Annotated in this window: 19 protein-coding genes; 3 read left to right on the top strand and 16 right to left on the bottom strand. The window is 52.0% G+C overall.

Features of this window, described 5'->3' with window-relative positions; translation table 11 throughout:
* Window positions 1-157: 157 nt before the first annotated feature.
* The 10 genes from BZG13_RS09870 to BZG13_RS09825 all read right to left on the bottom strand — a co-directional run bounded on the left by BZG13_RS09870 (window position 158) and on the right by BZG13_RS09825 (window position 12,352).
* Window positions 158-2,137, bottom strand: a complete 1,980-nt coding sequence (locus BZG13_RS09870) for an ATP-binding protein (RefSeq protein ID WP_077486494.1) — start codon at window positions 2,135-2,137, stop codon at window positions 158-160.
* 364 nt (window positions 2,138-2,501) lie between these two features.
* The gene (gene fis / locus BZG13_RS09865) at window positions 2,502-2,798 is read right to left on the bottom strand and encodes a DNA-binding transcriptional regulator Fis (protein WP_021024113.1); all 297 of its coding nucleotides are present in this window, start codon (window positions 2,796-2,798) and stop codon (window positions 2,502-2,504) included.
* A 22-nt stretch (window positions 2,799-2,820) separates the two neighbouring features.
* Window positions 2,821-3,786, bottom strand: coding sequence for a tRNA dihydrouridine synthase DusB (gene dusB, locus BZG13_RS09860; protein ID WP_069361537.1), 966 nt, complete (start codon window positions 3,784-3,786; stop codon window positions 2,821-2,823).
* A 228-nt stretch (window positions 3,787-4,014) separates the two neighbouring features.
* The gene (gene prmA / locus BZG13_RS09855; RefSeq protein WP_077486508.1) at window positions 4,015-4,902 is read right to left on the bottom strand and encodes a 50S ribosomal protein L11 methyltransferase; all 888 of its coding nucleotides are present in this window, start codon (window positions 4,900-4,902) and stop codon (window positions 4,015-4,017) included.
* Window positions 4,903-5,108: 206 nt separating this feature from the next.
* Entirely contained in the window at window positions 5,109-6,452 is a 1,344-nt protein-coding gene (gene accC / locus BZG13_RS09850; protein ID WP_069361536.1) for an acetyl-CoA carboxylase biotin carboxylase subunit, read from the bottom strand.
* Between the two features lie 10 nt (window positions 6,453-6,462).
* Window positions 6,463-6,915 (bottom strand): acetyl-CoA carboxylase biotin carboxyl carrier protein, encoded by a 453-nt coding sequence (accB, locus tag BZG13_RS09845; RefSeq protein ID WP_069361535.1) that lies wholly within the window; start codon window positions 6,913-6,915, stop codon window positions 6,463-6,465.
* A 26-nt stretch (window positions 6,916-6,941) separates the two neighbouring features.
* On the bottom strand, window positions 6,942-7,397 hold the full coding sequence (gene aroQ / locus BZG13_RS09840) for a type II 3-dehydroquinate dehydratase (RefSeq protein WP_077486493.1): 456 nt from the start codon (window positions 7,395-7,397) through the stop codon (window positions 6,942-6,944).
* A gap of 340 nt (window positions 7,398-7,737) precedes the next feature.
* On the bottom strand, window positions 7,738-9,687 hold the full coding sequence (gene acs / locus BZG13_RS09835) for an acetate--CoA ligase (protein ID WP_077486492.1): 1,950 nt from the start codon (window positions 9,685-9,687) through the stop codon (window positions 7,738-7,740).
* A gap of 243 nt (window positions 9,688-9,930) precedes the next feature.
* Complete coding sequence (locus tag BZG13_RS09830) at window positions 9,931-10,554, bottom strand: 3'-5' exonuclease (RefSeq protein WP_077486491.1); 624 nt, start codon at window positions 10,552-10,554, stop codon at window positions 9,931-9,933.
* 1 nt (window position 10,555) lies between these two features.
* The gene (locus BZG13_RS09825) at window positions 10,556-12,352 is read right to left on the bottom strand and encodes a DUF294 nucleotidyltransferase-like domain-containing protein (RefSeq protein WP_077486490.1); all 1,797 of its coding nucleotides are present in this window, start codon (window positions 12,350-12,352) and stop codon (window positions 10,556-10,558) included.
* A 195-nt stretch (window positions 12,353-12,547) separates the two neighbouring features.
* On the opposite strand from BZG13_RS09825, the gene BZG13_RS09820 reads away from it, so the two are divergent.
* From BZG13_RS09820 to BZG13_RS09810, 3 genes are all read left to right on the top strand, one after another.
* Window positions 12,548-13,723: a 3-phenylpropionate MFS transporter gene (locus BZG13_RS09820; RefSeq protein ID WP_077486489.1), complete on the top strand. Its 1,176-nt coding sequence runs from the start codon at window positions 12,548-12,550 to the stop codon at window positions 13,721-13,723.
* Between the two features lie 150 nt (window positions 13,724-13,873).
* Window positions 13,874-17,320, top strand: a complete 3,447-nt coding sequence (locus BZG13_RS09815; RefSeq protein ID WP_077486488.1) for a PAS domain-containing hybrid sensor histidine kinase/response regulator — start codon at window positions 13,874-13,876, stop codon at window positions 17,318-17,320.
* Entirely contained in the window at window positions 17,317-17,541 is a 225-nt protein-coding gene (locus BZG13_RS09810; RefSeq protein WP_069361528.1) for a hypothetical protein, read from the top strand. The genes BZG13_RS09815 and BZG13_RS09810 overlap by 4 nt, the downstream gene beginning before the upstream one ends.
* 41 nt (window positions 17,542-17,582) lie before the next feature.
* Here BZG13_RS09810 and BZG13_RS09805 read toward each other — a convergent pair whose 3' ends face one another.
* The 6 genes from BZG13_RS09805 to BZG13_RS09780 all read right to left on the bottom strand — a co-directional run bounded on the left by BZG13_RS09805 (window position 17,583) and on the right by BZG13_RS09780 (window position 22,250).
* Window positions 17,583-18,095, bottom strand: coding sequence for a hypothetical protein (locus tag BZG13_RS09805; RefSeq protein ID WP_241824796.1), 513 nt, complete (start codon window positions 18,093-18,095; stop codon window positions 17,583-17,585).
* Window positions 18,096-18,164: 69 nt separating this feature from the next.
* On the bottom strand, window positions 18,165-19,892 hold the full coding sequence (locus BZG13_RS09800; protein WP_069361526.1) for a sodium:solute symporter family protein: 1,728 nt from the start codon (window positions 19,890-19,892) through the stop codon (window positions 18,165-18,167).
* A 12-nt stretch (window positions 19,893-19,904) separates the two neighbouring features.
* Window positions 19,905-20,171, bottom strand: a complete 267-nt coding sequence (locus BZG13_RS09795) for a DUF4212 domain-containing protein (protein WP_077486486.1) — start codon at window positions 20,169-20,171, stop codon at window positions 19,905-19,907.
* A gap of 180 nt (window positions 20,172-20,351) precedes the next feature.
* Window positions 20,352-20,984: a MarC family protein gene (locus BZG13_RS09790; RefSeq protein ID WP_077486485.1), complete on the bottom strand. Its 633-nt coding sequence runs from the start codon at window positions 20,982-20,984 to the stop codon at window positions 20,352-20,354.
* 36 nt (window positions 20,985-21,020) lie between these two features.
* Window positions 21,021-21,653: a response regulator gene (locus tag BZG13_RS09785; protein WP_069361524.1), complete on the bottom strand. Its 633-nt coding sequence runs from the start codon at window positions 21,651-21,653 to the stop codon at window positions 21,021-21,023.
* Between the two features lie 87 nt (window positions 21,654-21,740).
* A complete protein-coding gene (locus tag BZG13_RS09780; RefSeq protein WP_077486484.1) occupies window positions 21,741-22,250 on the bottom strand; it encodes a thioredoxin fold domain-containing protein in 510 nt (169 codons plus the stop codon).
* Window positions 22,251-22,290: the final 40 nt, after the last annotated feature.

Raw genomic sequence — 22,290 nt, 5'->3', positions numbered from 1 at the left:
TAGCTTGCACGCAAGTGCGTTTCCTCGGCCCGATATCATGCTGTCGGTCATATTCTTGCTTGTAATGTAAATCAACAACGACACGGGGAACCAAGCGCTATAAATTACGCGCTCAGATTATCTTCTAGCAACTGTTCTGATTGATAAACCATTGTTCTCACTTGCCTTCCTGCTTGATATTGTTTTTCGTGGTATAGCCTTGCTCTGGATGGTTTGGGATCGTCGGGTAGACTAAGTAAAGTTGTTGCTGTTTTACCATCTGACTTAGGTAGTTTTTTCTGAGCGTGTCTGGTTTCATATCGAGTAAGTTGGCGATGTCTGCGAGCTTCAGGCACTGAGGCTCAGCAGCTTGGCATAACGCAATGAGAGCTTGCTCAACGGTCGCCTTAGACTTCTTCCTGCCAGTGAGTTTAGCGACTGGATTTGCTATCTTTTTGAGTTCAGCCCATAGACTTTGCGCTTGTTGATCAAATTTGCCGTGTTGGTCCGGAGTTAGGTCCGGAGTTAGGTCCGGAGTTAGGTCCGGATCTTGAGAGTGCAAGTCCGGCACTTCGCCTTCTCCACCAAACAGAGACAGCTGCGTAGCACTAGGAGAAGCGACAAAGCTAATGCTCTTGCCTGCATCGTTGTCTGGGGTTGGCACTTCAATCCCTTTCAGATGATAGATTTTGCCTTTATGTTTTCCTGCTGATTCTAAATACCCAGCTGAGACCAATTGACTGAGGGCCAAGGTTACCTCACGGGTGTGTTCAGACGTGAGAGAACATATACGCTCATGATTAAACCAAGATTCAGTAACAGCCGTGACCAGTATTGTGCGTTTAAGCTCACTCAATTGTTTGTAGTTTTCACCAAAAAGGTCTACGAGCTGCTGATGGAGCTCCGGTGATAGTATATTGACCATCCGCAGTTCAAGCAGAGTTTGGTCGAGTTCGTATTTTTCATAGAGGTGCGGCGGCTGCCAGTTTTGGCTGCGGCAGTTACTGTAAATTTTAGGAATGCCGGACCCTGCTTTTTCACTCAGCCCAATATTCAAAAACATTTGATGAATGGCCGGGTTGCGGCATTGGCTGTTCCCACCAGCAATTGCTTCTTGAACAGGAATTCTCATTAAGCCAGGATTACGAAACCCAATAAAATCTGGATGCTTTTCGATCAGGATATTGTCTTCAGAGTTAAAGTTAGCGTGCGCGAGCGTGTTGACCAAGGCTTCTCGAATGGCTTCGTGTGCCGGAGATGTATCAAGGCGTTGCCCATCACTAAGCTGAAAGCCAACTTTTAAATCGGCGGTGAGCTTACGATAAACCTTGCGGTAGAAATCAAAGGCATTGCCTGACCAAGAACCATCAGTATAAAGACGGTCAATCCAGCGATGAGAACTATCGTCTTTTTCTTGGTAGTCGAGAGAGTATGCCGGGAAGGCATCTTGTAGCGCGTCCCAGCGTCCAAACATCACTAGCCCCGCTAAAGTTAACCCTTCAGTGCCAGACGTGCGATCTCGTCGCCAAGCACGAATAGAGCGTAAAAACTCTTGGTCTGAGAGTTCTAAATAAGGGTGCTGAGGTTTCACGTCTTTAAACATTTGTCGATAAACACGTAAGCTCTCAAGCTCTATGTCATCAATGGTGAAGTGTTCTAAAACTCTTTGGTCACGCTCATTCTCTTGCTCCGCCATCATTTGTTTAACGGTATCTGAAGAACACTTCTGGTCGGCTTCGTAAAGACGTACAAAACTTCCCATGAGCGGGTTGCCATTGATGTAAACTGGGCGCTCTTTACGCGGGGCTCTCGCCACGTTAATGCAAACAATAGACTTTCCATCGATAACCTCAACGTGCACGTCCCGCTCACTGAGCAAGTTACAACTAACCTTGTTGGGATTATTGACGGTATCAACGATGTTCTTAACTAATGGGCCAGGGTTTGCGATGCCTTCAAGGATAAATTGACCGCGTTTTTCTTTGATGCCAAGCAGAATGACGCCACCACGGGTGTTAGCGAACGCGCTGTAGGTTTCCCACATATCATTCGGGACAGCACCTTTACCGTCTCGGCCTCCCGCGAGTTTGCACTCTACTTCAGCGCTTTCTTGCAGTGATTGGACATCTTCTTGGTTATTCAGTGTTAACTCTTCCATGGCTCCTCATACAAACACTGTAGCGGTAAGCTTTTTGAACTGACTGATATACTCTGTGGCATCGGTTTTGTTGTTCAGCTAACCGAGGCAAAGACAATTTTCGGTCTGTTAAACTTTTAAAGTACAGCCTATTCGTAGGTGGGCTTGAGCCTTAGGTTATCGAGTGTCGCTCTTTTCGCCAATAACTGATGCGTATTCTTGTGTGAAAGTTTGTGCAATAACTCGTACAGATTGTTTATCCTTGGAGCAGAGTGTGTATTCGAACTGCTAGCAAGTTAGAGAGAATCATGGTTTTTCGTGTGATAAAAAAGCCGCACCAAGAAAGAAGGCGCGGCTTTTAAATCGGTAGCTTGTGTCTTGGCAATCAGTTCATGCCGTATTTTTTCAGTTTCTTACGCAATGTACCGCGGTTGATGCCCATCATGGTGGCTGCACGGGTTTGGTTGCCGCGCGTGTATTGCATGATGGTATCCAGCAGTGGCTGCTCAACTTCTGCGAGGACAAGCTCATACAGATCGTTGACTTCCTGGCCATTCAATTGCGCGAGGTAGTTCTTCAAGGACGCTTTTACAGAGTCACGAAGTGGCTTTTGCGTAATTTGATCTTGTGAAGTTACAGTCGTTACTGTCAATGTTTCGGAAGTCAGGTTTTGTTCGAACATATTCTGTCAGCTCTTCTCGTATTTATGCAACGTTGTCGAAGTAGCCTTGCAGCGCATCGATCTGCTGTGGTGCATCTTCGATTGCGTTGAAGGTGCGGCGAAAGTCGCCAATTTGGTCATGCTCTTTTAGGTACCAGCCCACGTGTTTACGGGCAATACGTAACCCTTTGAGCTCCCCATAAAACTGATGAAGCTCTTGAACATGACCCAACAAAATCGTCCTAACCTCTTCTAACGAAGGGGCAGGCAAGTGCTCACCTGTGGTGAGATAGTGGTGGATTTCGCGAAAAATCCACGGGCGTCCCTGAGCAGGGCGACCAATCATTACCGCATCCGCACCCGTGTAGTCGAGGACATACTGGGCTTTTTCTGGTGAGTCAATGTCGCCATTGGCAATCACCGGAATGGATACCGCTGCCTTGGCAGCCTTAATGCTGTCGTATTCTGCTTCACCTTTGTACATACAGGCACGCGTGCGGCCATGTAGTGCAAGGGCTTGGATGCCACAATCTTCCGCCATCCGGGCGATCTCAACACAATTCTTATTGTCCGGATCCCAGCCTGTACGTGTTTTGAGTGTCACGGGAACATCCACCGCGTTTACCGTGGCTTTGAGGATTTGTTCAATGAGATCAGGCCGCGTTAGCAAGGCAGAGCCTGCTAACTTTTTGTTGACCTTTTTCATTGGACAACCCATGTTGATGTCAATAATTTGCGCCCCGTTCTCCACACAAAACTGCGCCGCGTCAGCCATAAGCTCGGGTTCAGCTCCCGCGATTTGCACTGAACGCAGACCGGATTCGTCAATATGAACCATGCGCTTTTGCGACTTGCTCGTTCGCCACAACGCCGGATTCGACGACATCATTTCACTGATCGCCATGCCCGCACCATGTGCAAGGCATAACTCACGAAATGGTCTATCTGTCACGCCGGCCATTGGGGCCACGATCAAGGGGACATCCAGGGTGTAGGGTCCGATACGCAAAAGCTCTAAATCCTCTTCAGCCGCTCTGAGTCAGCAAGGGCGCGCATTTTACGCATTTTTTCAGTATCTGAAAAGGACAATATTTGAGCATTGATGGCTTGATTTTTACAGTTCTTTTTGTATCGATGGCGTTTCGCTGATTAATCAAGCAGTTCGGTATGCTCATTAAATAAGCCTGATGCACTGGCGTGGCGAGTGTGTCAGGCTTTATGGGTGCCAATGAGCTGTTTAAGCAGGTAAATCCCCGCTTATGCGGCACCACTCTTCGCGCTCGACAATCGGGTCGATAGTGAGACTGTCACGGTAATGGTTCGCCACATCATCCGCTTGAGTTTCTAGCACGCCAGACATCGCTAGCTGACCGCCGGGTTTGATCAGGCCTTTGATGACACTCGATAATTCACGCAACGGTCCGGCAAGAATGTTAGCAACCACCACATCGGCTTTGAGATCGGCCGGTTGGTCCTTAGGAAGATAGAGGTGAAGTTGGTCGGCGACACCATTGCGCTCGGCGTTGTCTTTTGATGCCAACAGCGCTTGTGGGTCAATATCAATACCAATCACACGCTCGGCACCCAGTTTAATCGCCGCAATCGCGAGAATGCCGGATCCACAGCCAAAATCGACCACGGTTTTGCCACTTAGATCTAGGCTATCAAGCCATTCCAAGCACAGTGCGGTGGTTGGGTGTGAGCCGGTGCCAAAGGCGAGGCCCGGGTCGAGCATCACGTTCACAGCTTTATCATCAGGCACTTCACACCAGGTTGGACAGATCCAAAGTCGCTGGCCACATTGAATGGGCTTAAAGTTATCCATCCATGCGCGCGTCCAGTCTTTGTCTTCCAGTTGCTCTACTTTATGGGCAAAGTCATCAGCGAGCAGTGGGCTGGTGCTGATCATGGCCAATACATCACTCATGTCAGTGTGCGCATCATACAAGGCCATGATATCTGTCTCGCCCCATAAGCGGGTTTCACCGGGTAAGGGCTCAAAAACCGGTGTGTCTTTCGCGTCTAAGAAGGTGACAGACAGCGCGCCGGTTTCTTCCATTAGCAGGTCGCCAATCGCTTCGGCGTTATCAGACGTCGCATTCAATTTGAGTTGGATCCAAGGCATGGTGAGTCTCGTGTCGGAAAAGGAATACGGCGATTTTACCAGATCCGTACTGTGCTCGCTGCACAAGATGATGACAGCATGATGAGCATTGAGGGTGGGTGGGATTTTTTGCCAGTTAGCGCGGGTTTTATGCAAAAAACCGCCGATTAACGGCGGTTTGGTTGCTAACGTTGATGGCATGGCCTCGATGATGGCCAGCGGCATGATTACGACAAGCCGAGTTTCTTCTCGAGATAATGAATGTTGGCACCGCCGTGTTGGAAGTGCTCGTCATTCATAATATCGAGCTGGAGAGGAATATTGGTTTTAATCCCATCAATCACGGTTTCCGCGAGGGCATTCCGCATACGCGCAATCGCGACGTCACGGTTCTCGCCGTAACAGATAAGCTTGCCAACCATGGAGTCATAATGGGGCGGAACCTGATAGCCCGCGTACACGTGTGACTCCCAACGCACGCCCATTCCGCCTGGTGAGTGGAAGCGTTCAATTTTGCCTGGGCTCGGGATAAAGCGCTCTGGATCTTCAGCGTTGATCCGGCATTCCACCGCGTGGCCGCGAATTTGGATGTCGTCTTGGGTGAACGACAGTGGCTGACCCGCCGCAATGCGGAGTTGTTCTTTGACTAAGTCGACGCCAGTCACCATTTCGGTAACAGGATGTTCGACCTGGATGCGAGTGTTCATTTCAATAAAGTAGAACTCGCCGTTTTCATATAAGAACTCAAAGGTACCTGCGCCGCGATAACCAATCTCAACACATGCGCGGCAGCAGCGCTCGCCAATGAATTTACGCATTTCAGCAGTGATACCTGGTGCTGGCGCTTCTTCAACCACTTTTTGGTGACGGCGCTGCATTGAGCAATCGCGTTCACCCAGGTGAATCGCCCCGCCTTGACCGTCGGCCAAGACTTGCACTTCAACATGACGAGGGTTCTCAAGGAATTTTTCCATGTAAACCATGTCGTTGCTAAATGCAGATTTGGCTTCGGCGCGGGTCATGGCAATCGCATCGATAAGCTCTGCTTCAGAGCGCACCACGCGCATCCCCCGGCCACCGCCGCCACCGGATGCTTTGATGATCACCGGATAGCCAATACGTTTGGCAATGGTTTTGTTTTTTTCCTGATCGCTACCCAGCGGGCCATCTGAACCCGGGACACAGGGCACCCCTGCTTTCTTCATCGCTTCAATCGCCGATACCTTATCGCCCATCAGGCGGATGGTTTCGGCTTTGGGGCCGACAAAGACAAACCCTGAACGCTCAACCTGCTCGGCAAAATCAGCGTTTTCGGATAGGAAGCCGTAACCGGGGTGAATGGCCACCGCGCCGGTAATTTCAGCGGCGCTGATGATGCGAGGAATATTCAGATAGCTTTGGTTACTCGGTGCAGGGCCGATACAGACGGTTTCATCGGCGAGCAACACGTGTTTAAGATCGCGGTCAGCGGTCGAGTGCACCGCGACGGTTTTAATCCCCAGCTCTTTGCACGCACGCAAAATGCGCAATGCAATTTCACCGCGGTTAGCAATTACAATTTTATCTAACATGCGCCCTCGCTTATTCGATGATCACGAGTGGTTCGTCGAATTCAACGGGCTGACCGTCTTCACAGAGAATCGCTTTGACCACACCGCTCTTGTCGGCTTGGATTTGGTTCATCATCTTCATCGCTTCGACAATACACAAGGCGTCGCCTTCTTGCACGTGGCTACCGACTTCGACAAATGCGGCCGATTCTGGGCTTGGTGCACGATAGAAGGTACCGACCATCGGTGAAAGCACTTGATGCCCGCTCGGTTGCGGTGCGCTTGCAGGTTCGGCGGCAGGTGCTTCAGGCGCGGCGGGTGCCGGTGCGGGTGCCGGTGCGTATTGTGGCGCAGCCATTTGCGCAGGCGCCGCTGGGGAAGAGCGGCTGATACGAACTGACTCTTCGCCTTCGGCAATCTCTAGCTCAGAGATGCCTGACTCTTCAACAAGCTCGATCAGTTTCTTAATCTTACGGATATCCATGATAGGTCTCTTCTTTATGTTTTGTTTTACTCAGCCGCAAACGCCAAATGACGCGCGGCCGCTGTTAAGGCGAATTCATAACCATCAGCACCAAAGCCGCTGAGCACCCCGACGGCTTTATCCGAAAAGTACGAGTGATGCCGGAAGGACTCACGTGCGTAGACATTCGACAAGTGCACTTCGATAAAAGGGATGTCGACCCCTAATAGGGCGTCACGCAGGGCGACAGAGGTATGGGTCAGCGCTGCTGGGTTGATAATGATAAAGTCCACGGTCTCCATGGCTTGGTGGACTTTATCGATGAGGCTAGCTTCGCTATTGGATTGAAAGTGTTCAAGACTGAGACTCAAGGTAGCGGCTTGTGCCTCTAAACCCGCCATGATTTGGCTAAGGGTCTGGGCGCCGTAATGCTCGGGCTCACGCTTGCCAAGCAAATTGAGGTTTGGGCCATTTAAAACTAAAACTTGGTTTTTTGTAGACATCTTGACGCTTACTTCTCCTATTCGCTGTTATTGTGCAGCTTAATGCGGATTCCAGCCGGTGGGCATGTTATGACGGCGCATACCATGCAAATTTGTCCTTACTGACAGCAATTATAGAGACTTCAGCGCAAATCGCAGCAAAATACTGGTCTAATCAGCACACTTTGTCCTTTTGCTATCAAAAAATGGTGAGTGACGGGCGGTTTGACGCGAGGTGACCCCTCATGCCCCTACTTTTTGTGTGATTGCGAGGGAGGGAAAGAGTTCCGTTTCCCGTGTGCTGGGGATCAAAAAAGCCGCCCGCAGGCGGCAAAGGTTGCTAAGCAATCTTTCGTGAGGGTTAGACCACACTTTCTTTTTCTGCGATAAGCTTATCCACCACACTGGGATCGGCCAATGTCGAGGTATCGCCCAGACTACCGGTATCACCGGTGGCGATTTTGCGCAGAATACGACGCATGATTTTGCCTGAACGGGTTTTAGGCAGTGCATCCGTCCAGTGGATGAAGTCGGGCGTCGCAATTGGGCCAATTTCTTTGCGCACCCACTCTTTGACTTCCTTGTGGAGTTCGGCACTGGGCACTTCACCGGCATTAAGGGTGATATAGGCATAGATCGCTTGGCCTTTGATATCGTGTGGCACACCAACAATCGCGGCTTCGGCAATTTTATCGAATGCGACGAGCGCGGATTCGACTTCGGCGGTACCCATTCGGTGACCCGAGATATTGAGGACATCATCGACGCGCCCGGTGATCCAGTAATAGCCGTCTTCATCACGACGCGCCCCGTCACCGGTAAAGTACATGCCTTTAAAGGTGGAGAAATAAGTTTGCTCGAAGCGGTCGTGATCGCCAAAGACGGTACGCATCTGTCCTGGCCACGAGTCGAGCATCACGAGGTTACCCTCGGTGGCGCCCTCGAGTATATGGCCCATGTTATCCACCAAGGCCGGCTGTACGCCAAAGAAAGGACGCGTTGCAGAGCCCGGTTTCAGTGCGGTGGCACCGGGCAGTGGGGTGATCAAGATCCCACCGGTTTCCGTTTGCCACCAGGTGTCGACAATCGGACAAGCTTGGTTGCCAATGGTGCTGTGATACCACTCCCACGCCTCTGGGTTAATAGGTTCACCCACCGAGCCCATGATCCGCAGTGAGTCGCGTTGGGTGCCAGCGACGGCTTCATTGCCTTTGGCCATCAATGCACGGATGGCGGTCGGCGCGGTGTAAAGAATATTCACTTGGTGCTTATCGACGACTTCACTCATTCGTGCGGTGCTTGGATAAGTGGGGACGCCTTCAAATAAGATTGTTTTCGCGCCGTTGGCCAGCGGCCCGTATACCAAGTAGCTGTGGCCGGTGATCCAACCAACATCCGCGGTACACCAGAACACGTCTCCCTCTTGATAGTCGAAGACATACTTAAAGGTCATCGCCGCATACACCAGATAGCCACCGGTCGTATGCAGTACCCCTTTTGGCGTGCCTGTGGAGCCAGATGTATAGAGAATAAACAAAGGATCTTCGGCTTTCATCTCTTCAGCAGGGCAGTTATCAGACACCTTCGCAGTGGCCTCGTGCCACCAGACATCACGATGATTGTGCCAGTCAATATCGCCGCCGGTGCGTTGGTAGACCACCACTTTTTCAATCGACTTCACATTGGGATTGGCGAGGGCATCATCGACGTTTTTCTTCAGGGGCACCGCACGGCCACCACGTATTCCTTCATCGGCGGTCACCACTACCTTGGCATTGGAGTCAATAATCCGGCCTGCCAGTGCTTCGGGAGAAAAGCCGCCAAACACCACGGTATGCACGGCACCAATACGGGCACAGGCCAGCATCGCCACCGCCGCTTCCATCACCATTGGCATGTACAGACACACCACATCGCCTTTTCTGACACCGTTGTCTTTTAAGACATTGGCAAATTGGCATACTTGCTGGTGGAGTTGGTGATAAGTGAGCGTGGCATCGTCCTTTGGATCGTCGCCTTCCCAAATTAAGGCAACCTGATCGCCTTTGTCTTTAAGATGACGGTCAATACAGTTGGATGCCACGTTCAAGGTACCATCTTCAAACCAGCGGATATCCACATGGCCGGTATCAAACGAGGTGTGTTTGACTTTGGTATAAGGCGTCATCCAATCCAGAATTTGCCCGTGCTCGCGCCAAAAGCCTTCCGGGTCGCTCACTGACTGCTGATAGAGTGCTTGATACTTGGCTTCATCCGCGTGTGCCTTTTGTGCAATTGAAGGCATGACGGGGTATACGTGACTATCGCTCATCCTGTTTCTCCTCGTGTCCGCGATGCTCCACGCGGCGCTTCCATGTCATGAGATGTCAGGCGTTACCGCTGCCTGGCAAACGAAAACCATGCAGTAAAGGTGTGACATATCGGGTCGTCCGACAATTAGACTTTAGGATGACCCCATTGATTTTTAAGCGATTTGCGCAGTTGTCAGGCCAGATAGTGGGGGCTGGATCCCACTTTGTCGTTGCGTTCGTGCGCCAGTCGCGGCTTCGATGCGTTATTTGGATTGCAGCATGGGCATCTCACCTTGGGTGAGGCGGACATAAATCAATGCCGCGGCGAGCGCATCATCCAACGCATCATGCCGGGCCGGCAAAGGGATATCGAGGTGACGACTAATGGCCTCCATGCTGATGTCGTGATAGGCATTAGGAAGCAGGCGTTCGAGTTTGCGTTGATAAATATCACTGACTTCAATCAGAGGATTGGGCAGTGGAAAGCCAAGATACTGGCGCGCGTAACGATCAAGAATGCATTTATCGTAACGGATATGGTAACCAACTAAGGGGTGGTTACCAATAAAGTCGACCAGCGCAGTGATCGCCTGTTCCCCACTGACTCCATGGGTGAGATCTTGGTGGCGGAGTTGGTGAATTCTGACCGAGCCGGCGCTCAGACTTTCTGGCGCGGCCAGTGTCAAGGTGAGGGCGTGACTGGTGAGGATCCGGTTGCCTTTGATCGGGGTGGCCGCAATCGTAACCAACTCTGCACGATGCGGATCCAAGCTGGTGGTCTCACAGTCCAGTGAAATCAGCGTGTTTGAGTCGGGAGGCAAAAATAAGTCCCGATAGGGTGAGTGTCGTAGACGATGACGGTACCAATGCCGAGTCAGCCAGTTCAAATTAGTCCCTCACGTGATAATGGAAAGCGAGTGACTCTTTAAACTTTTTCACCACATGCAGCCCGTGGCGTAGCAAGTCGCGTTCGCTCGAAGGGAGGTGAGCCACGTCGAGGTAATTGCTTTGTGGCTCGCCACTCAATTGTTGCCTTAAACGTAATCGGATAAACAGCTTCAAGGCCTCGGAGAGGTTTTCCGCCGTTTCTTCCGCCAGTGCCCCTAGGTTGGCAAGCTGCTCCAGCCGCTCAAAGGTGTTGGTGTGGCGCACGCCCTTTTCTAAACTCATGGTTCTCACGCCATGGACGATGGGGAAAATCCCGCCTTTTTTGATATCTAGCCCTTCTTTACTGCTTTTGAGCGAGCCAAACACGGTAAGAGGGACGCGAAAGGCGAGTGCAGGGCGGACAAAGGTGTTGAGCGTCAACATATTGTCGGTCAAGGTGTCGTTGAGGGGGGATTGGATCGCATCAATCAGACTCAGATCGCCGGCGATCGGCTGGCTGTCAGCGAGGATCGCCAAGTCCATGACGCTTTGATGATTGGCACTTTGTGCCAGATTACGCACGGTTTGCTGCCATTGCGTGGCGGTTTTCACCCATTTGGGGTTACTGACCATCACGTGACCCGGACAGGGCGGGTAACCGAGTTGATACAGTGTATGTGAAAAGGTCTCCATCACTTGCTGGCAATCGGGCCAGTTGAGATCGTCGGCGAGAATCAAGGCGTTGTCTTGGTCGGTCTTAAGCACTTGCTCGCCGCGTCCTTCAGAGCCCATTACCACCAAGCAGCACTGGCTTTGGTAAGCCTCGGGCACTAACAAGCGGAACGCTTTTTCCATGATTTGCTCATTCACGGTGGCGATAAGCTGCATCACAAAGCGGGTGTGAATGCCATTATTAAATAAGGTGTGTACCAGCTTGCTCTGGCTGTTTGCGGCGATCACCAGTTCGTCGATGGTTTGTGCGCGGGCAATCTGTAAGTTAAGTACGTGAGAGTGAGTGGAAAAGAGGCTCAGTACCTGAGGAAGATCGAGCATCCCTGCTGTGTTTCCGTGTTCACTGACGACCCGGACGCGTTTTACGCGCTGGCGTGTCATCTTAATCATGGCGTGAAAGAGAAAGTCGCCGCGTTCGACACTGATCACCGGACGTGTGGCCACCTCGCCAACAGGCACGGATTGATCGTAGCCCTCTAGCACGAGCGCATGAAGCAAATTGGTGCGGGTAATAATGCCGCAGTCGCCATTTTCATCATCCACCAAGGCGCAGTCGCAGCGCTCGGCTTTCATCTGGGCGGTGGCAACATGCAGGGGGACGTCGGAGGCGACACACAAGGCAGGTTGAATATTGCTGTCATCAATTCTTGTCAGCATAAACTCGGCGAGGTTTTGCTGCTGACGCGCTTGCACCATCAGCGTTTGTCGGCGCTGAAGGTTGGTATCAAAGTAGCCGCGAAACGCGTGATTATGATGATAAATGGCGAGAAACACCTCAGCAGGCAATAAATGACAGAGGGTATCTTCTAGCGCACGGTATCGATGTTTGGCGGTGCCATTAAGCAGCGCTGGCACGTCAAATAAGTCGTCGGTGGTATAATGAGAAAATACTTCCTTACCGTCTTCTGACACTTCTTCCACGCTGCCTTTAATAATGATAAAGAGCTGCTCGCCCGTATCACCGGGTTGGATCAGGGTGTCGCCACGGCGAAAGTAGGCAACGTCGAGTGCTTGGCGGCATTGTTTGACTTGTGATGCGGTTAGGCAGTCAAAGGGCGCATGAGAGGTGTCAAAAGGTTCAGGCATAGTCGCACTCCTCACTGTGGTATCCACAGTGTGTCTCACCCTTTTCGATCTCGCTAGCCGACTTTAGTCTAGCCAAGGACGTATACGGATTGGCCACCCCCACGCATTTGTCGACATTCGTGGTGCACGTGTCTTTTTTTCCTCGCACAGAGCTGCGACACTTAGCGGGTATCTATCTTAATGTGAAGTAATGAGATGACCGTAACCCAATGTTCTCCGTTTCGCTGGCTGTCAGAATACTTTGGTGGCTTCTTTTTTTCCTATGGTGTGTATCTGCCGTTTTGGGCGGTATGGTTTGAGTACTTAGGCCTAAATTCAGGTGTGATCGGTACCTTGATAGGACTCGGTTTCGCGACCCGTTGTGTGGCTAACTTAGTCTTTACACCGCGTGTGCAACAGGTTGAAGCCTTGCTGCCCGCTCTGAGGGCATTGACGCTCATGGCGTTAGTGACGTGTGTATTGCACCCCTTAATGGGAGCCAATGTGTGGTGGCTTGCTTTGGTGACTGTGTTGTTTAATCTTGCCATTGGGCCCTCCGTCCCGCTGTCAGATGCGCTTGCCAACTATTATGCGCGCCATAAAGTTATCGACTACGGTCGAACCCGTCTTTGGGGATCGATCGCCTTTATTGTTGGGTCGAGTTTGACCGGGTGGCTGGTGACCGAGCAATCGGCGGCGATTATTCCTTGGGTTGCAATTGGCGGCTTGTCTGCCTGTTTGTTGCTGACGTTGCGTCGGCCGACATTGATGCCACAAAGCGAGCGCGATATGACCAATAGCAAAGTCTCGATGCGTCAGCTTTTTCGCGACCGTCAGGTGATCGTGTTCTTGTTAATCGCCTCCCTACTGCAAGGCAGCCACGCAGCGTATTACAGTTTTAGTGCGATCTACTGGAAGCAGGCTGGATATAGCGAGAGCATTGTCGGCTATTTGTGGAGCCTCGGGGTGGTGGCGGAAGTAGCCGTCTTTGCCTTAGGCGCGCGGCTTTTTAATGGCTGGTCATCCAAAGCCTTGTTCCAATTGGCGGCTGTGGGTGTATTGCTGCGTTGGGGGATCACAGGGACGACGACCGCCGCGGTGCCAGTGATCCTGGTGCAACTGCTCCACGGCATTACGTTTGCCGGCGCGCACTTGGGCGCGATGCAGTATATTCAGCGCGAGTGTGGGGCGCGATTGGTGGCCACACAAGCGGCGTACAATGCGTTGCCAATGGGCGCAGTGGTGGCGGCGCTGACCACGGCAAGCGGGTGGATTTATGCGGTATCGCCCTCTGGCACTTTCTATACCATGGCACTGCTCGCGCTGCCTGTTTTTGTTTTACCGCTGCGTGAACCGGCATTTTGGCGTGCCAAGCAAGCTAAGGTGGCATAGGCAGACCTAAACTGTAATAGACCATGTTTAGGCTTGCAGTAAAGTTAGCTAGGGTGCCCACAAAGCGAATACGAGACGATTGAGTGGGCGCCGATACCGTGTTACACCCAGCTCAAGGATTCGGCAAAGGATTGCGTCAGGAAGGGAGCCATGACACAAGGCTGGGTAATTGTCTCTGTTTCACTGCTTTATATGGGCGCACTGTTTGCGATTGCTTGGTATGGTGATCGTCAGCCGCGCTGGTTACGCTCATGGCGTCCATGGATTTATAGCCTTTCTATTGCGGTGTATTGCACCTCTTGGACCTTTTTCGGCACAGTTGGGCAAGCGTCCAGCTCGCCATGGTCATTTCTTCCGATTTATCTTGCCCCTATTCTGGTGTTTACCCTTGGGTGGCGTTTTCTTGCCCGCATGATTTTGATCGCCAAGCGCGAGCACATTACCTCTATTGCCGACTTTATCGCGGCGCGATATGGCAAATCGCAGGGCTTAGCGGTGATGGTGACCTTGATTGCCGTGGTGGGCGTGCTGCCTTATATCGCGTTGCAACTGCGCGGGATCGCCATGGGACTTGATGTGCTTTCCCCAGAGCTAGGGCAAAGCGTTGGCTTGGCTCAACCCCAAATCGCCTGGCTTGTGTGTATCTCCTTGGCCGTATTTACCGTGTTATTTGGTACGCGGCATATCGACAGTACGGAGCACCACCGAGGGATGATGATGGCAGTCGCGTTCGAGTCGATCGTCAAGCTGGTCGCATTTCTTGGGGTGGGGATCTTTGTGGTGTGGCTGTTATTTCAAGCGCCGAGCCTGCCTGTGAGTTTGGAGGACTCTGGCGTGATTGGTCGCCCGGATGTGGGTAGCTTAATCATCCACACGTTTTTGACGGGCGCGGCGATCATTTGCTTGCCGCGCCAGTTTCACACCATGGTGGTGGAGAACACGCGCGCGAGTGATTTGAATACCGCGCGTAAAGTCTTCCCGACCTACTTGTTGCTGATGTTGATTTTTGTCCTGCCGCTCGCCTACGCGGGGCAAGCGTTGTTACCTGGGGCGCCTGCCGATACTCACGTGATTCGGTTGCCGCTATCGGTAGGAGCTGAGGGAGTGGCGCTACTAGCGTTTATGGGTGGGGCATCGGCTGCCAGCGGGATGGTGATTGTTTCCACCATTGCGCTGGCGATCATGGTATCCAATGACTTGGTGATGCCCCTGTTGTTGCGGCGCATGAAACTGAAATCACGTAACTTTGCGCAGTTCTCTGGGCTGTTACTCAATGTTCGCCGTGCGCTGATCTTTTTGATCTTAATTGCAGCGTGGGGCTTCTATCATCTCATCCTTACTGTGCCCACGTTGTCGGAAATCGGCTTTCTCTCCTTCGCGGCCATCGCGCAGTTTGCCCCTGCGATGATTGGTGCCTTGTACTGGCGTCAAGGCAACAAAAAAGGCGTTTATGCGGGCTTACTGATAGGGTTTTCACTATGGCTGGTGACCATGATGACTCAAACCGGCATGCTGGCAGGGGATGGGCAATCTAATCTATTGATTTGGCTTATTACCCCTCCCAACTTTGCACCTTTTACTCTCCTCAATACCGTGGATTGGGGGCTGGCCTTCAGTGTGTTAATGAATGCCCTGGGCTTTGTGGTGGTGTCTTTACTCACGCGCCCCTCACTCAGTGAGCGTTTACAGGCTGCTGCGTTTGTTGGCATGCCACTGCCGGAAAACGATGACGCGCGCTTGTATCAAAGCCGAGTCACCGTGGCGGAGCTGGAAATGCTCGCGGCACGCTTTGTTGGCCGTCGGCGTATGCGTCAGGCGTTTAGCCAATTTGCCGAGCAGCGTGGTGAAGAGCTGATGCCCCAGCAACAAGCCAGCGCACCGCTGATCCGTCATACCGAGCGGGTGTTGGCTGGGGTATTTGGCTCGTCATCGGCACGCTTAGTCCTTTCATCAGCCTTGCAGGGGCGCAACATGCAATTGGAAGAAATTGCCACCATTGTTGATGAAGCCTCTGAGTTGTTCGATTTCTCGCGGGGATTACTGCAAGGGGCGATTGAGCATATCAATCAAGGGATCTCTGTGGTGGATAAGCAACTGCGGCTGGTGGCATGGAATCAGCGCTACATTGATATGTTTCAGTTTCCACCCGGGCTTATCCAGGTCGGGCGACCGGTCGCGGACTTAATTCGATTCAATGCCCAGCGCGGACTCTGTGGGCCGGGTGATCCGGAAGAACATGTCAGCAAGCGGGTGCTGCACTTAACACGACGAAAGCCGCATACCTCTTCGCGTGTGCATCCAGACGGACGGGTGATTGAGTTGCAGGGCAATCCGATGCCAGGCGGGGGGTTTGTCATGACCTTCACCGATATTACCGCGTTTCGGGATGCGGAAGCGGCGCTCAAGCAGTCTAATGAAACCCTTGAAGCGCGGGTGACAGCGCGAACGCGGGAATTGGAGCGACTGAATAGCCAGTTGATTGATGCTACCCGCAAGGCCGAATCGGCCTCACAGTCGAAGAGTCGCTTTTTAGCCGCTGTCAGTCACGACTTGATGCAGCCACTTAACGCAGCACGTTTGTTTGCTTCATCACTCAGTGAAATGGCGGCCAATCGAGAGACCGAAGCCGTTGCTCAGCATATAGAGAGCGCACTAGAAAGTGCGGAAGTGTTGATTGGTGACTTGCTCGATATCTCGCGCCTGGAGTCGGGCAAAATGAAAGCACGGATTGAATCCTTTCCATTGTGTGAAGTCTTTGATGCGCTTGAAGCGGAATTTGGGGTGTTAGCGCGTCGCCAAGGGTTGGACTTTCGCGTTGTGACCAGCCAGGTTTGGGTTCAGTCTGATAAGAACTTGCTGCGCCGAGTACTACAAAACTTTTTGACCAATGCCTTTCGCTACAATCCTGAGGGCCGAGTGGTGTTAGGTGTGCGACGGGCAGGGCGAGACTACCGTATTGAGGTATGGGACGACGGTGATGGGATCCCCCTTGAGCGTCAGCAAGATATCTTTCAAGAGTTCACCCGCATTGACCGCGAAGGGGCCGAGCAGGGGCTGGGCTTAGGGTTGGCGATCGCGAAGGGCATTAGCCAAATCCTCTCTCAGCCTCTGGCATTGCAGTCCTGGCCGGGTCGGGGCACGGTGTTCTCAATGACAGTGAATGCGAGCCAAGCGGAAAAGATTGAGTCAAGCCCGGTGTTGCCTACCACCGCTTCGGCGCGAGAGCTCGAAGGTTGCCGTGTCTTATGTGTAGACAATGAGCAAGAGATCTTAGATGGAATGGCGCAGCTTTTATCACGGTGGGGATGCGACGTTCGCTGCGCCCCCGATGTGAGTGGCGCGATCAAGACGATCGGTGACCAATGGCAGCCTGAGTTTGTACTGAGCGATTACCATTTGGCGAACCAGCAAACCGGGCTGCAAGTGCTTCAACAATGCCAATTAAAACTAGGGTGTTGCTTTCAGGGAGTGATCATCAGTGCTGACCGCAGTGCCGAGACACAACAGACCGTGACTGGACTAGGCTTTATGTATCTCTCCAAACCGGTAAAGCCGCTCAAGTTGCGTGCGTTACTACAACAGCGAGGAAAATCATGACCCCTTTTTCGTTACCCCGTTTAGAAACCGATGTTGGCATCGTTAAAGTGGCAGGGCACTTTAATCCGGTTGATGGACATATTGACCTTGATGAGCTCGCCCACCTGGACGGTGATGGCTGGGCGGATGTCAGTCATTGGCTAACGGAGCAAGCGTATGAAAACAAAATCGCCACCATCGTGGCGGCGATCCGAGCATCCTTGATGTCGCCTGATGCGTAAGTGGTTACCTATCGTACTGACGCCGTATGACGAGGCTGACGCTATGAAGCGTCCTGAGATTGTTGGTGCTCGGTATAAAATGTTTCATGCTCGATAAATGTCACTGGCGTTTCTGCGTAATAGTGGCTCCCCTTCATACTGACGGCTAGACGGATTTGCGTCTCCTCGCTGCTTGGAGCAGGGAGGGTAACCGTCCAGGTCGTGCCTGTTTCATCGCGGATTTGCATGGTTTGCGGTGTGATGTCTGTCAGGCCGATTTGTGCGCCCTCCAACGGCAGCTCGCTGACTAACCGCAGCGTTAGCCGGTTGTTATCAACCCCCTGCGATTCCAGTTTGAGTTTCATATCACCATTTTCGAGCTGACAGAAGCCACTGGTATAGCGACAGTTAGAACGGACCGCCAGCGGGTAACTCTGTCCTGGCTGAGCGGCTTTAGGCGGCTCAGACACACTGGCATCGACGGCAAAATAGGTGATCACCGCTAATACTGGCGCAACCAGCATCGCAATAACCACATGTTTATTGGTGAGTAAACGCGTGACCGTTGACATCATGCCTCTCCTTGGCTGGAAGTTACAAACCGTGTAAAAGCCCCCGAAGGGGCTTGATAGATGAACACCGGATTAGTGTGATTGCGCATCACCGGCTCCAGATGGCATACGAACGTGCTCGACCAAATCTTGTACCTCTTGCGGTGTTTCTTTGGTCAGGCGTGAAACAATGATTGCCACCACAAAGTTACATACAGCGCCCACCGCGCCAAAGGCATTTGGCTCGATACCCAGTATCCAGTTGCTACCCAGGCTTTCTAAGTAGGTCCAATCCGCGACAAACAGAATCCCTTTATGCTGGAATACATAGAACAGGGTGACGCTGATCCCCGCGACCATACCTGCAATCGCCCCTTCTTTGTTAATGGTTTTGGTGAAGATCCCCATCATCAGCACCGGGAAAATCGATGATGCGGCCAAGCCGAACGCCAGGGCCACTGTCCCGGCCGCAAAGCCTGGTGGATTGAGCCCCAAATAGCCTGCACCCGCTATCGCTAATGCCATGGATATCCGGCTTGCCAGTAGCTCGCCTTTTTCACTGATATTCGGATTAACAACCCCCTTTATCAAGTCATGGGATATCGCTGACGAGATCGCGAGTAACAGCCCAGCCGCGGTCGACAAGGCAGCGGCTAAGCCCCCGGCGGCGACCAGGGCAATCACCCAGTTAGGGAGTTTGGCAATCTCTGGGTTTGCCAGCACCATGATATCGCGGTCAACACGTAGCTCATTGGTGTCTGGGTTCGAAGTGTATTGGATCTTGTCGTCACCGTTTTTGTCTTCAAAGCCCAAAAGCCCGGTGGTTTCCCAGTTTTTAAACCAGTCTGGACGCTCGTCATAGACAAGGTTGTCGCCATTAGGCAGATTGACGGTGTCCATTAAGTTCAAGCGCGCCATCGCCGCCACCGCAGGTGCTGAGGTGTATAAAATCGCGATAAAGAACAGCGCCCAACCGGCGGATGTCCGTGCATCACGCACTTTAGGCACCGTAAAGAAGCGAATAATAACGTGGGGCAAACCGGCGGTACCTATCATCAGTGACATGGTGTAGGCAAACATGTTGAGTGTACTGCCGCGCACCGCGGTGGTGTACTCGACAAAGCCGAGCTCGGTCACCACCTGATCAAGCCGGTCGAGCAAGTACTGATCCGTGCCTGCCATGGTGCTGCCTAGACCAAGCTGTGGGAATGGGTTGCCTGTCAGTTTGAGGGAGATGAAGATTGCGGGAATAGTGTAAGCCAAAATGAGTACGCAATACTGAGCAATTTGGGTGTAGGTAATGCCCTTCATCCCGCCCATCACGGAATACATAAACACAATCACCATCCCGATTAAAAGCCCGGTGGAATAGTCCACTTCTAGGAAGCGACCAAAAGCCACCCCGACCCCTTTCATCTGGCCGATAACATAGGTGACAGAAGCGATGATCAAGCAAACGACGGCAACAATGCGCGCGGTTTTTGAGTAGAAGCGTTCACCGACAAACTCTGGCACGGTAAATTTGCCAAATTTACGTAGATAAGGGGCGAGCAACAGTGCGAGAAGCACGAAACCGCCGGTCCAGCCCATCAAAAACACCGAACCGCCATAGCCCATGAATGAGATCAAGCCAGCCATAGAGATAAAGGACGCGGCTGACATCCAGTCGGCAGCGGTTGCCATCCCGTTGGCCACAGGGTTAACCCCGCCACCGGCGACATAAAACTCTTTGGTGGAGCCTGCGCGTGCCCAGATCGCAATCCCGATATAGAGGGCGAACGTGAACCCGACAACAATATAAGTAATGGTTCTTAAATCCATGTGTTAGTCCTMTTACTCGTCGTCCACGCCGAACTCGCGATCGAGTTTGCGCATTTGTTTGGCATACACAAATATGATGCCGAGGAAGGTATAAATCGATCCTTGCTGAGCAAACCAGAATCCAAGTTTATAGCCACCAATTTGAATGGTATTGAGGGCATCCACGAATAAGATCCCACAGCCGAATGAGACAACAAACCAGACAATCAGCAGACTGACCATCAGTTTTACGTTTCTGTCCCAGTAGGCTTTCGCGTGTTCCTTGCTTTGAAACGCCATCGCCTTCTCCTTGTTTAGTACGTTAATGGAATGTTACTTGAAGACGATAGCAGGGGATGAACAGCGCGACATTGCAACTTTAGTCGAGCGCAGTAAGTGATAATGATCGGAAAAAGCAGGGTTTTTGTGAGCTAGGTACGGCTGGCTCGGGTTGAGCCAGCTAAGATTTGCGCCAAAGGTCTAAGTTAAGTGGTAAAACTTTTGGATCCCTTCGAGCAAATTAGCAACGGCGACCGAGGCAAGTATCAGCCCCATGACGCGGCTGATAATCGACGCGCCGACGTTGCCAATCACTTTGTGAATCACATTGGCCCCGAGGAGTAAGACCAAGGTCGCGATCAATACAAAAAACATCACCCCAGCGGTCACCGCTTGTTCAGCAATGGCGTACCGATTGTTATCTGTGAGCATGACCACCGCCATCATGGCGCCAGGAGAAGCAATGGAAGGGACGGCGAGCGGATAAACTGCGGTGGCGGCAATTTCGGCTTTATCCACGTTTTCACTCAGCATTTTGGCTTCTTGGCCGGGTTTTCCTTCACCGAAAATCATGGTTAACGAAAACAACAGTAATACCAAACCACCAGCTGCTTGGAACGCGGGCAAGGGGATTTGCATGGCTTCGAGCAAAATCTGACCGATAATTAAAAAGAACAGCAAAATAGCAAAGGCAATTGCCACGGCTTTCACCGCGACACGGCGTTTTTGTTTGGCGGACATGTGGCTGGTTTGTGAGAGATAAATGGGCACGCTACCGACAGGGTCGATCACGGCCCATAAAATCACGAATTGCGTAGCAAGAATACTTAACATAAGCGCTCCAAAGTCGGCGTCTGGGGCGCTAGCGTATCAAAGTTCGATATTAGATTGCTGCAATAAAATCACCGCTTGAGTGCGGTTTTTTACTCCTAGCTTACGAAAGATGGCTGTCATGTGCGCTTTAATAGTCGCCTCGGAAACCGACAGGTCGTAGGCGATTTGTTTGTTCAAAAGCCCGTCGCATAGCATCCGCAACACCTTATACTGCTGTGGCGTCAGTGTGGCGAGTTTGTCAGATAAGCGCTCGCTTTCATCGTCTTCGCCGAGATCATCAGGAAAGCAGGGGGTGCCTTCGAGCACTTGGGTTAACGATTGTACCAATGCACGCATATCGCTGGATTTAGGAATAAAGCCAAAGGCACCATGAGCGCGTACCTGGCGGATCACGCTCGGCTCTTCACTGGCAGAGATCACCACAATCGGCAGGGTAGGATAATGGTGACGCAGCGCAATTAAGCCCGACATACCATTGGCGCCCGGCATTTTTAGATCCAGTAGCACCAAGTCGACCTCAGCCTCTCGCGCCAAGATCTGATTTAGACTGTCTAAGCTGTCTGCCTCTAGCAGATTGGCACCGCTTATCGCCATATGCACGGATTGAAAGAGGGCATTCCGAAACAGTGGATGATCGTCGGCGATAACGATGGTGTGTTGCGCTTCCATAATGCGGCTATCTTCCCTTTGTTTTCAATAAAACTACCACCAGATATGGGGTTTATCAATTTTGTAACAAGAGAACTAAGAGATTGATCAGTGCTCGCTTTTTACTTCATGCTGCAATCCATGCTGACGTAGGTGCGCCATGAAAGCTTGAGGGGCTAAAAAGCCGGTAATGCGGGCGGTCGCATTACGCTCTCCATTGGCTAACCAAAAGTCGAGTGTGGGTAGCCCGGCCACGTCTTGGCTGCGCATTAACGCAAAATCTTCCGGACGGTTTTCACTCAGGTTCACTTTAATCCGGTGCATGTGGCTAAGCTGCTGAGCCACTGCCGGGTCAGTGAAGGTTTTTTGCGCGAATTGTTTACACGGAATGCACCAATCGGCGTAGTAATCAACCAAAGCGATTTGCTGATTAGCCGCGGCGCTGGCGAGCTCTGCATCAAGCGCGGCTTGCGAGTTGACGGTGATAAATGCCGGTGCGGTGTCAGACGCTTTCGGCGGCGCGGTGACTTGTTGCGAGCGAACGATGTAAAGCGCACCAGCACACAGTGCGGCAATCAATAACCCAGCCGTTAGTGCAAAGCGGCGACCCTGTCTCATACTTTTTCCTTTTCATGCCAATAGGATGAGTATACACGCA

It is taken from the genome of Salinivibrio sp. ML323 (assembly GCF_001995745.1).
Taxonomy (GTDB): domain Bacteria; phylum Pseudomonadota; class Gammaproteobacteria; order Enterobacterales; family Vibrionaceae; genus Salinivibrio; species Salinivibrio kushneri.
The sequence above is the reverse complement of the archived record's forward strand: the minus strand, read 5'-3'. Positions and strand labels throughout refer to the sequence as shown.

Bases quoted from the DNA above. Each gene is read 5' to 3' on its own strand.
- BZG13_RS09785 (WP_069361524.1), bottom strand. From the start codon at position 21,653: ATGGAAGCGCAACACACCATCGTTATCGCCGACGATCATCCACTGTTT.
- acs (WP_077486492.1), bottom strand. From the start codon at position 9,687: ATGAGCGATAGTCACGTATACCCCGTCATGCCTTCAATTGCACAAAAG.
- accC (WP_069361536.1), bottom strand. From the start codon at position 6,452: ATGTTAGATAAAATTGTAATTGCTAACCGCGGTGAAATTGCATTGCGC.
- BZG13_RS09815 (WP_077486488.1), top strand. From the start codon at position 13,874: ATGACACAAGGCTGGGTAATTGTCTCTGTTTCACTGCTTTATATGGGC.
- BZG13_RS09805 (WP_241824796.1), bottom strand. From the start codon at position 18,095: ATGATGTCAACGGTCACGCGTTTACTCACCAATAAACATGTGGTTATT.
- BZG13_RS09825 (WP_077486490.1), bottom strand. From the start codon at position 12,352: ATGCCTGAACCTTTTGACACCTCTCATGCGCCCTTTGACTGCCTAACC.
- BZG13_RS09810 (WP_069361528.1), top strand. From the start codon at position 17,317: ATGACCCCTTTTTCGTTACCCCGTTTAGAAACCGATGTTGGCATCGTT.
- BZG13_RS09870 (WP_077486494.1), bottom strand. From the start codon at position 2,137: ATGGAAGAGTTAACACTGAATAACCAAGAAGATGTCCAATCACTGCAA.
- BZG13_RS09790 (WP_077486485.1), bottom strand. From the start codon at position 20,984: ATGTTAAGTATTCTTGCTACGCAATTCGTGATTTTATGGGCCGTGATC.
- BZG13_RS09800 (WP_069361526.1), bottom strand. From the start codon at position 19,892: ATGGATTTAAGAACCATTACTTATATTGTTGTCGGGTTCACGTTCGCC.
- BZG13_RS09820 (WP_077486489.1), top strand. From the start codon at position 12,548: ATGACCGTAACCCAATGTTCTCCGTTTCGCTGGCTGTCAGAATACTTT.
- prmA (WP_077486508.1), bottom strand. From the start codon at position 4,902: ATGCCTTGGATCCAACTCAAATTGAATGCGACGTCTGATAACGCCGAA.
- BZG13_RS09780 (WP_077486484.1), bottom strand. From the start codon at position 22,250: ATGAGACAGGGTCGCCGCTTTGCACTAACGGCTGGGTTATTGATTGCC.
- BZG13_RS09795 (WP_077486486.1), bottom strand. From the start codon at position 20,171: ATGGCGTTTCAAAGCAAGGAACACGCGAAAGCCTACTGGGACAGAAAC.
- aroQ (WP_077486493.1), bottom strand. From the start codon at position 7,397: ATGTCTACAAAAAACCAAGTTTTAGTTTTAAATGGCCCAAACCTCAAT.
- fis (WP_021024113.1), bottom strand. From the start codon at position 2,798: ATGTTCGAACAAAACCTGACTTCCGAAACATTGACAGTAACGACTGTA.
- accB (WP_069361535.1), bottom strand. From the start codon at position 6,915: ATGGATATCCGTAAGATTAAGAAACTGATCGAGCTTGTTGAAGAGTCA.